Consider the following 9,810-nt stretch of genomic DNA (forward strand, 5'->3'; position numbering starts at 1 on the left):
CCTGTTGAGAGTTATCGCGCCTGTCATATACTCGGCGGTCTGTCGCCGGGGCCCTTTTATGGACGTCGGGCGCAGGCTGATGTTCCTCTAAGGCTTTCCTGCGAAAAGCCTGTTCAATAATAAAAAAGGAGTATGAACAGATGGCAACACGTGAAACCGGCAACGTGAAGTGGTTCAACGACGCCAAGGGCTACGGCTTTATCCAGCGCGAAGACGGGGTGGACGTGTTCGTGCACTACCGTGCAATTCGCGGCGAAGGGCATCGGTCGCTGGCTGAAGGTCAGCAGGTCGAGTACGCGGTGATTACCGGCGAGAAGGGTTTGCAGGCGGAAGATGTTGTAGGCCTGTAACCTTGAAGATCAAAAGATCGCAGCCTTCGGCAGCTCCTACAGGTGTACACATGACCCTGTAGGAGCTGCCGAAGGCTGCGATCTTTTGCTTTTAAGCGGTTTTCCAGGTGATCTCTTCTTCACCGTCTTCGCTGATGCGCATCCAGCGATCCGCCGTCTCCTCACCTTCTTCCTCGACCCAGGTGCCCGGCGCGCAACGCACTTCCACGTTCAGCGCGGCAAACGCGGCACGCGCGCAGGCGATGTCGTCGTCCCATGGCGTCTGATCGCTTTCCAGGTACAAGCTGTTCCACTTGCCCACGGCTTTCGGCAGCCAGGTCACCGGCACGTTGCCGGCCTTGCACTTGTAGGTCTGGCCTTTCTGTACCCAGTCGCTGCACGGGCCCAGCGCGGCGCCCAGCCAGGCGGAAATGGCCTTGTGGTCGACGTCGGCGTCTTTCAGGTAAATCTCGATATCCGGTTGGCGCATGGATGTCCTCACTGCGGGTCTGAAAAATCCATTCGCGGATTTAGCCGGCCCCGGGCGTTTGCCCGAGACCAAAAGTTATTGAAGAACGAAATAATCGTAGCGCATCGACACGGTGGTCACGAACGGCTCGGCCTGTTCGATCACCGCCGCACGACGCTCGGCACTGGCGCGCCAGCCGTGGGGCGTCATCGCCAACAGGTTGGCGCGATCCTCGGGCTTGTCCAGCGTCAGCTTGAATTCCAGGGTTTCGCTGTGCGCCAGCGCCATGCCTTCTGGCACCAGGGCCAGGTGCTTGTCGTCGGTGTATTCGCGCACTTCGTCGTACAGGCGTTCGCGCAGTTCCATCAGATGGCCGCTGGTCGGGCCGACTTTCATCAGACCGCCGCCGACACTGAGCAGACGCTTGGCTTCTTCCCAGTCCAGTGGGCTGAAAACACTGGCGAGAAACTGGCAACTGCCCGACGCCAACGGCACGCGGGCCATGCTGGCGATCAACCAGCTAATCGCCGGATTGCGTTTGCAGGCGCGTTTGACCGCCTCGCGGGAGATGTCCAGCGCGTAGCCATCCGCGTTCGGCAAGGCCTCGGCGATTTGTGCGGTGTAATAACCCTCGCCACAACCGATGTCGACCCAGCGGCCCGGCGCATAACTCGCCGCCAGCTCGGCCAGACGCTTGGCCACCGGCGCGTAATGGCCAGCGTTCAAAAAGTCGCGGCGCGCCTCGACCATGGCTTGGTTATCGCCAGGATCACGGCTGTTTTTGTGCTGCACCGGCAGCAGGTTCAGGTAACCCTGCCGCGCACGGTCGAAGCGGTGGCCGGCGGGGCAGACCACGCCGTTGTCGACCGCATTCAGCGGTTCACTGCAGATGGGGCAAGCGAGCATCAGGCGAGCAACTTGATCAGGGTCTGGTAGTAGATCTCGGTCAGCACATCGAGATCGGCGGCCAGTACGCGTTCGTTGACCTGGTGGATGGTCGCGTTGACCGGGCCCAGTTCAACCACTTGCGTGCCCATGGTCGCGATGAAGCGGCCGTCGGAGGTCCCGCCGCTGGTGGACGCCTTGGTCTCGCGACCGGTGATGGCCTTGATGCTTGCCGACACCGCGTCGAGCAGCGCGCCCGGCTCGGTAAGGAATGGCAGGCCGGACAGCGCCCAGTCGATGTGCCAGTCCAGATCGTGTTTGTCGAGAATATCGGCGACGCGCTTCTGCAGGCCTTCGACGGTCGATTCGGTGGAGAAACGGAAGTTGAACACCGCCACCAGATCGCCCGGGATCACGTTGGTCGCGCCGGTGCCGGAGTTGACGTTGGAGATCTGGAAACTGGTCGGCGGGAAGAAATCGTTGCCGTGATCCCAATGCTCGGCGGCCAGTTCGGCCAGCGCTGGAGCGGCGAGGTGGATCGGGTTCTTCGCCAGATGCGGGTAAGCGACGTGACCCTGAATACCTTTGACCGTGAGCTTGGCGCCCAGCGAGCCGCGACGGCCGTTCTTCACCACGTCGCCAACCAAAGTGGTGCTCGATGGTTCGCCGACGATGCACCAGTCCAGACGCTCGTTACGCGCCGCCAAACGCTCGACCACAGCCTTGGTGCCGTGGTGCGCCGGGCCTTCTTCGTCACTGGTGATCAGGAACGCGACCTTGCCTTTGTGGTTCGGGTAATCGGCGACGAAGCGCTCGGCGGCGACGGTCATCGACGCCAGGCTGCCTTTCATGTCCGCCGCGCCACGGCCGCAGAGCATGCCGTGTTCATCGATCAGCGCGTTGAACGGGTCGATCTGCCATGCGGTGACCGGGCCGGTTGGCACCACGTCGGTGTGACCGGCGAAGCACAGCACCGGGCCGTCGTTGGTGCCGTGGGTCGCCCAGAAGTTATCCACATCTTCGATACGCATCGGCTCGAGGCTGAAACCGGCATCGCCCAGGCGCTGCATCATCTGCTTCTGGCAATCGGCGTCGACCGGCGTCACGGACGGGCGGCGGATCAGGTCGATGGCGAGTTGGAGGGTCGGCGAAAGGTCGGCGTGGGCCGTCATGTAATAACTCCGGGTGCGCACGGTAAACCTGTAGGAGCTGCCGCAGGCTGCGATCTTTTGATTTTGTTTTTTAAAATCAACAGCAAGATCAAAAGATCGCAGCCTTCGGCAGCTCCTACCGAGTTTGTTGGCATTGAAAAAGGCGGTCATTCTAAAGCAAAACGGCGGCCCGAAGGCCGCCGTTTGACGTTATCCGTTACCGATTATGCTGCTGCCGGCTCAGGCGCCGCCGCCGGTTTGGGCAGCGACGACAGGAACGCCATGATCAGCGCGGCCAGATACGGCAGCGACTGCACCAGCAACATCACCACCCAGAAACGCATGTCGTTGCTCGGCATGCCGTTGACCAGGAAGATCCCCAGCGCCGCGCCCCACAACAGCAGCATGATGAACAGCTCTTCCCGTGCCTCGGAAATCGCCACCCAGAAGCCATGGTTGTCAGCGTTTTTCGGCGTGCGAAAGAACGGAATGCTGCTGGTGAAGAAGCCGTACAGCACCGCTTTGGCGATGGTGTGCGACAACGCCAGCCCGGCCAACGCCGCGCAGAATGCATCTTTCAGGTTCACGCCGACCGCGCGACGGTAGAGGAAGATGATCTTGCCGACCTTGAACACGAACAGCGCCAGTGGCGGGATCGCGAAGATCAGCAGCGGCGGATCGACCCGTTGCGGCACGATGATCATCGCCGCCGACCACAACAGCGCGCCGACGGTGAAGAAGATGTTCATGCCGTCCGCGACCCACGGCAACCAGCCCGCGAGGAAGTGGTAGCGCTGGCCACGGGTCAGCTCAGTGTCTTTGCCGCGCAACAGGCTGCCGGTGTGGCGCTTGATGATCTGGATCGCGCCGTATGCCCAACGGAAACGCTGCTTCTTGAAGTCGATAAACGTATCCGGCATCAGACCCTTGCCGTAGCTGTCGTGGTAATACGCCGCCGACAGGCCTTTTTCGAACACGCGCAGACCGAGTTCGGCGTCTTCACAGATGCACCAGTCAGCCCAGCCCAACTCTTCCAGCACCGAGCGACGGGTCATGGTCATGGTGCCGTGCTGAATGATCGCGTCACGGTCGTTACGGGTGACCATGCCGATGTGGAAGAAGCCTTTGTATTCGGCGTAGCAGAGCTTCTTGAAGGTGCTTTCGTTCTGGTCGCGGTAATCCTGCGGCGACTGCACTACGGCGATTTTCGGGTCGGCGAAGTGCGGCACCATGTGCTTGAGCCAGTTCGGGTGCACGCAGTAATCGGAGTCGATCACAGCGATCACTTCGGCATCCTTGGCGGTGTGCGGAATCAGGTAGTTCAGCGCGCCACCCTTGAACCCGGCCAAGGGCGAGACGTGGAAGAACTTGAAGCGCGGGCCGAGGGTTTCACAGTAGTCGCGCACCGGTTCCCAGACCGCCGGGTCCTTGGTGTTGTTGTCGATGATCAGGACTTCGTAGTCCGGGTAATCGAGGGCGGCGAGGGCGTCGAGGGTCTGTTTGACCATCTCCGGCGGCTCGTTGTAGCACGGCACGTGGATCGAGACTTTCGGGCGGTAGCTAGAGTCACCCTCGACCGGCAGGAACTCACGCCGACGCTTGTGAATCCACACCGCCTCGGCCAATTCATGCGCTTCGGTCAGCAACACGATAAACACCCCGAGCGCACCGAGCGCCAACAGGAACCCTACGGTCAAACTGAACCACGTGCTGTATTGCAGGCTGTAGTCGTAGCCGATCCACACCAGCACCGAACCGCAAAGGAAGGCGATAAAGGTCAGGAAGATCCGCCCACGCTGACGCAGGGCCGAACCGTCGATCATCAGCAAGGTCAGCGACAACAGCGCCAGCACCACCGAACCGATCGCCAGCACGCGCCATTGCGGGATCGCGACCACCGGGCCTTCGAAGTTGAATTTCTGCTGCCGCGCAGCGTTGAACACGCCCCAATAGGCGCCGACCGAACCTTCGTCGCTGGCCTTCCACGGCTGGTCGAACGCTTCGATCACGAAGTAGTTGAAGCCCTGGCGGTTGAGCTTGTTGACCAGGTTACGCAGGTAGATCGCCTGATCTGCCGGCGACGCATCGGCGCCACCGCGCATGCGGCCGTTGCTCGGCCAGCCGACCTCGGAGAGCAGCAGCGGTTTTTTCGGGAACAGTTTTTTCAGGTCGCGAGCGCGGTCGAAGACGAATTGGCCGGCCTTGTCCACCGGGATGAATTCCCAGTACGGCAGAACGTGGGCGGCGATCAGGTCAACATGCTTGGCCAGCTCCGGGTGTTCCTCCCAGACGTGCCATTGCTCGGACGTGGTCACCGGCACTTTCACCGCCGCGCGCACGCGATCGAGCAGCACGCTCAGCTCTTGGGCGGTGATTTCCTTGCGGAAAATCGCTTCGTTACCGACCACCACGCGCACCACACTGCGCGAAGTGTTGGCCAGTTCGATGGCGCGGGTGATTTCCCGTTCGTTGCGTTCCTGGTCCGGGCTGATCCAGATCCCCAGTGTCACGCGCAGGCCGAATTCTTCAGCCAGTTTCGGGATGTCTTGCAGCGAACCGTCGACCGAGTAGATGCGGATGTTGTCCGTCAGCTTGCTCATGATCTCCAGATCGCGACGCATCTCGTCGTCAGTCGGGTACTGATCTTTTTGCGGATATTGTCCCTGCTGGAACGGCGAATAGGAGAAACCGGAGATCTGCTCCGGCCAGTTCGGCGCGGAAACCGGGCGATTGATCAGCGCCCAGAAACCGGTGAACAGGGCGGCGATTGCCAGAACCACCACCAGGTTGAGTCCAAATTTACGCGATGACATAGCTATTTCGGGTTCCAAAGGCTGTGGAACGAAGGATCGGTCGGCTAGACGCCCGAGGGGCGCGCATCCTACACCGGCAGTTCGCAAGTCGTACATCAGACAGGGAAATGCCCGACATTGGGCAGCCGACTTTGACTTAAGTTCTTACACTTGTAGCTCGAAGCTTAAAACTTGTCGCTGTGTAGCCCTATAATGCGCGCCGGTTTTTGGGGTAATGGTCATGAGTACAGAAGATCCGCGGTTTGCAGGCATCGCCCGTTTGTATGGCATCGAAGGCCTGGCGCGTTTGCGCGCGGCCCATGTGGCGATCGTCGGCGTCGGTGGCGTCGGTTCCTGGGCGGCGGAAGCCATGGCCCGCTGTGGCGTCGGCGAGATATCGCTGTTCGACCTCGATGACGTCTGCGTCAGTAACGCCAACCGCCAGTTGCACGCGCTGGACAGCACCGTCGGCAAACCCAAGGTCGAGGTGATGGCCGAGCGCCTGCGCGGGATCAACCCGGATTGCACCGTGCACGCGGTGGCAGACTTCGTCACCCGCGAGACCATGGCCGAATACATCACGCCGAACATTGATTGCGTGATCGACTGCATCGACGCGGTCAACGCCAAGGCGGCGCTGATCGCCTGGTGCAAGCGCCGCAAGATCCAGATCATCACCACAGGTGGCGCGGGCGGGCAGATCGATCCGACGCTGATTCAGGTGTGCGATCTCAACCGCACCTTCAATGACCCGTTGGCCTCGAAAGTGCGCTCGACGTTGCGTCGCGATTATGGTTTTTCGCGCACTGTAACCCGCCATTACAGCGTGCCGTGTGTGTTTTCCACGGAGCAACTGCGTTATCCGAAACCGGATGGCAGCATTTGTTTGCAGAAGAGTTTTGTCGGTGACGGGGTGAAACTGGACTGTGCCGGCGGATTTGGTGCGGTGATGATGGTCACGGCGACGTTCGGGATGGTGGCTGCGACCAAGGCTGTGGACAAGATTGTGGCCGGTGTTCGGCGCCCGGCGGAGCGGGTCAAATCTGACGCCTGACCGGTTGATCGTTCCCACGCTCCGCGTGGGAATGCAGCCCGGGACGCTACGCGTCCCATCCAGAGCCGAACGCGGAGCGTCCGTTGAGGCATTCCCACGCAGAGCGTGGGAACGATCAGTCAGCGAGCCAACTCATTCATCCGTTTGAGCACAGCATTGAGGCCATTACTGCGCGACGGCGATAGTTGGCGCGAAAGGCCGAGCTGACTGAACCAGTCCGGCAAATCAATTTGCTGCAACTGCGCCGCCGACAAACCATTAACCCGCAACAGCAACAACGCCACCAACCCGCGAATCATCCGCGCATCGCTGCTGGCGCTGAACTGCCAATGACCGTCACGCAACGCCCCAACCAGCCACACCTGACTCTCACAGCCATGCACCCGATTGGCGTCGCGCTTGTCGGCGTCACTCAGCGGCGGCAGACGATCACCAAACTGCATCAACAACCGTGCCCGCTGTTCCCAGCCCGCTGCATTCTGAAAAGTCTGTAGGGCATCAGCCGCTTCGACCGGCAAGCTCATCGCAGCAACTCCAGCGCCTGATCCAGTGCTTCAAAGAACCGTTCCAGATCCTCAGAGTCGTTGTACAGCGCCAGCGACACACGAATCGCCCCGGCCAGTTCAAAGCTCTTCAACAGCGGCATCGCGCAATGATGCCCGGCGCGCACGGCAATACCCTGCTCGGTCAGCAGATGCGCCAAATCGGCGTTGTGCACGCCCTCGACGACAAAACTCGCCAGCGCCAGTTGCGGCTTGCCGAGCAGACGAATGCCGTTACGTGCGGCGAGGCCTTGCAGCAGATAATCATGCAGCGCCGCTTCGTGGGCAGACACCGCGTCCTGATCCAGCCCGGCCAGATAGTCGAGGGTTGCGCCCAGGCCGATCACACTGGCAATCGGCGGCGTACCCGCCTCGAAACCCAGCGGAGCAGGGCGGAAACGCGCGTCGTGATAGTTGGCTTCCAGGACCATTTCGCCGCCGAATTGCCATGGCTTCAATTGCTCAAGCGCAGCGTTGCGGCCAAACAGCACACCGAGGCCATCCGGGCCATACAGCTTGTGGCTGGAAAACACATAAAAGTCGCAACCCAGCGCCTGCACGTCATGCCGGCCGTGAACCACACCTTGCGCGCCATCGACCACGGTCAGCGCATTCTGCGCCTTGGCCATGCCCAGCAACGCCGGCAACGGCTGCCACGAACCCAGCACGTTGGAAAGCTGACTGACCGCGAGCAACCGCGTGCGCGGACCGATCAAATGTACGGCGGCACCAAGGTCGATCAGACCGTCAGCATCCAGCGGCAGGATCACCAGTTTCAGGTTGCGCCGTTGCGCCAGTTGCTGCCATGGCAGCAGGTTGGCGTGATGCTCCAGGGCGCTGATGACAATTTCATCGCCCGGGTGGAAAAGATGTTCGAGGCCATAGGCCAGGAGATTCAGCGCACTGGTGGCGCCGTGGGTGAAGATGATTTGTCCGTTGTCACCGGCATTCAGCCACTGGGCGACCTTCAGCCGACTGTCTTCGAACCCCTGCGTCGCGTGAGCGCCGGGCAGGTGTTGCGCACGGTGCACATTGGCCGCGCCGTTGGCGTAGTAATGCGTCAGCGCGTCGAGCAGGGCCTGGGGTTTTTGCGTGGTGGCGGCGTTGTCCAGATAGGTCTGGTCTTGCCGTTGCAGCGCGGCGATGGCCGGGAAGTCGGCACGCCACGGGGAGGGAATCATCATCTGTTCAGCCCTGTGAACTTGGGCGGGTATACACCGAACCTTGTGGGAGCGAGCTTGCTCGCGAAAAGCGTCGTGTCATTCAGCACTGTTGTTGACTGACCGGACGCCTTCGCGAGCAAGCTCACTCCCACAAGGGAATCGTATGGCTGCTTAGTTGTGAGCGTGCAGCGCTTCGTTCAGTTCGATCGCCGATTTGTGGGTTTTGCATTCCACAGCGCCGGTTTCCGAATTGCGACGGAACAGCAGGTCAGTCTGACCGGCCAGCTCACGCGCCTTCACAACCTTGACCAGATTGTTGTTTTCGTCGAGCAGTGCCACCTTGGTGCCGGCGGTCACGTACAGGCCCGACTCGACAGTGTTGCGGTCGCCCAATGGAATGCCGATACCGGCGTTGGCGCCGATCAGGCAGCCTTCGCCAACCTTGATCACGATGTTGCCGCCGCCCGACAGGGTGCCCATGGTCGAGCAACCGCCGCCCAGGTCCGAACCCTTGCCAACGAACACGCCAGCCGATACGCGGCCTTCGATCATGCCAGGGCCTTCGGTGCCGGCGTTGAAGTTGATGAAACCTTCGTGCATCACGGTGGTGCCTTCGCCCACGTAAGCGCCCAGACGCAGACGTGCCGCATCAGCGATACGCACGCCGGCCGGAACCACGTAGTCGGTCATTTTCGGGAATTTGTCCACCGAGAACACTTCCAGCAGATCGCCACGCAGACGGGCTTCCAGTTGCATTTCCGCCAGTTCGCTCAGGTCGATTGCACCCTGGCTGGTCCACGCGACGTTTGGCAGCAGCGGGAAGATCCCGGCCAGGCTCACGCCGTGTGGCTTGACCAGACGGTGCGACAGCAGGTGCAGCTTGAGGTAAGCCTCAGGTGTCGAAGTCAGCTGAGCGTCTTCGGCCAACAGGGTGGCAACCAACGGCTTGTGGCTTTCGGCCAGACGGGTCAGCAGCTTGCCTTGTACGGCGTCGATGCCTTTCACGGCTTCAGCCAGTTGCGCAGCCTGGGCGGTGGTGAAAGTGATGGCCTGGTTGCCTTCGGTGTAACCGAGGATCGGCGCAACGGCAGCGACCAGCTCGGCCGACGGGTTGAGCAGTGGCTGTGCGTAGAACACTTCCAGCCACGCGCCTTGACGGTTCTGAGTGCCGACACCAAAGGCGATGCTGAACAGGGAATTGGACATGTGAATACACCTCTACAAAGAGTGACGGGCTGCTTACTTCAGAGCGGCCGCGTAGATATCTGGCTTGAAGCCAATCAGGGTTCGGTCACCGAGATCGAGCACCGGGCGCTTGATCATCGAGGGTTGAGCGAGCATCAGTTCGATGGCTTTCGACCGGGCCTCGATCACTGCCGTCAGGGTTTCCTCCTCATGCTTGGCGTAACCCTTCACCGTTTCCAC

The 9,810-nt window shown here is 61.1% G+C and carries 10 protein-coding genes; 2 read left to right on the forward strand and 8 right to left on the reverse strand.

Annotated features, from left to right (window positions below):
* Positions 1–140: 140 nt before the first annotated feature.
* Positions 141–350 (forward strand): cold-shock protein, encoded by a 210-nt coding sequence (locus tag ACIF4X_RS15940; protein ID WP_053117589.1) that lies wholly within the window; start codon positions 141–143, stop codon positions 348–350.
* Between the two features lie 91 nt (positions 351–441).
* Here ACIF4X_RS15940 and ACIF4X_RS15945 read toward each other — a convergent pair whose 3' ends face one another.
* The 4 genes from ACIF4X_RS15945 to ACIF4X_RS15960 form a co-directional block, all read right to left on the reverse strand.
* Positions 442–819, reverse strand: a complete 378-nt coding sequence (locus ACIF4X_RS15945; RefSeq protein ID WP_016985110.1) for a hypothetical protein — start codon at positions 817–819, stop codon at positions 442–444.
* A gap of 75 nt (positions 820–894) precedes the next feature.
* Positions 895–1,704: a putative RNA methyltransferase gene (locus tag ACIF4X_RS15950; protein WP_397482870.1), complete on the reverse strand. Its 810-nt coding sequence runs from the start codon at positions 1,702–1,704 to the stop codon at positions 895–897.
* Positions 1,704–2,855 (reverse strand): succinyl-diaminopimelate desuccinylase, encoded by a 1,152-nt coding sequence (gene dapE, locus ACIF4X_RS15955; protein ID WP_397482871.1) that lies wholly within the window; start codon positions 2,853–2,855, stop codon positions 1,704–1,706. The genes ACIF4X_RS15950 and dapE overlap by 1 nt, the downstream gene beginning before the upstream one ends.
* Before the next feature lie 203 nt (positions 2,856–3,058).
* On the reverse strand, positions 3,059–5,647 hold the full coding sequence (locus ACIF4X_RS15960; RefSeq protein WP_397482872.1) for a glycosyltransferase: 2,589 nt from the start codon (positions 5,645–5,647) through the stop codon (positions 3,059–3,061).
* A 214-nt stretch (positions 5,648–5,861) separates the two neighbouring features.
* Here ACIF4X_RS15960 and tcdA point away from each other — a divergent pair, with 214 nt between their 5' ends.
* Positions 5,862–6,680, forward strand: coding sequence for a tRNA cyclic N6-threonylcarbamoyladenosine(37) synthase TcdA (tcdA, locus tag ACIF4X_RS15965; protein WP_397482873.1), 819 nt, complete (start codon positions 5,862–5,864; stop codon positions 6,678–6,680).
* A gap of 119 nt (positions 6,681–6,799) precedes the next feature.
* Here tcdA and ACIF4X_RS15970 read toward each other — a convergent pair whose 3' ends face one another.
* The 4 genes from ACIF4X_RS15970 to ACIF4X_RS15985 form a co-directional block, all read right to left on the reverse strand.
* Entirely contained in the window at positions 6,800–7,204 is a 405-nt protein-coding gene (locus tag ACIF4X_RS15970; protein WP_397482874.1) for a SufE family protein, read from the reverse strand.
* Positions 7,201–8,406 carry an aminotransferase class V-fold PLP-dependent enzyme gene (locus ACIF4X_RS15975; protein ID WP_397482875.1) on the reverse strand — a complete coding sequence of 402 codons (1,206 nt, stop codon included), beginning with the start codon at positions 8,404–8,406 and terminating at the stop codon, positions 7,201–7,203. Before ACIF4X_RS15975 ends, ACIF4X_RS15970 begins: the two co-directional genes overlap by 4 nt.
* Positions 8,407–8,556: 150 nt before the next feature.
* Complete coding sequence (dapD, locus tag ACIF4X_RS15980) at positions 8,557–9,591, reverse strand: 2,3,4,5-tetrahydropyridine-2,6-dicarboxylate N-succinyltransferase (protein ID WP_122591337.1); 1,035 nt, start codon at positions 9,589–9,591, stop codon at positions 8,557–8,559.
* 33 nt (positions 9,592–9,624) lie between these two features.
* Positions 9,625–9,810: ArsC/Spx/MgsR family protein (locus tag ACIF4X_RS15985; RefSeq protein ID WP_397482876.1), on the reverse strand; the 186-nt coding region annotated here is incomplete at its 5' end.

Source organism: Pseudomonas sp. NPDC085632, assembly GCF_044541255.1.
Lineage (GTDB): Bacteria > Pseudomonadota > Gammaproteobacteria > Pseudomonadales > Pseudomonadaceae > Aquipseudomonas.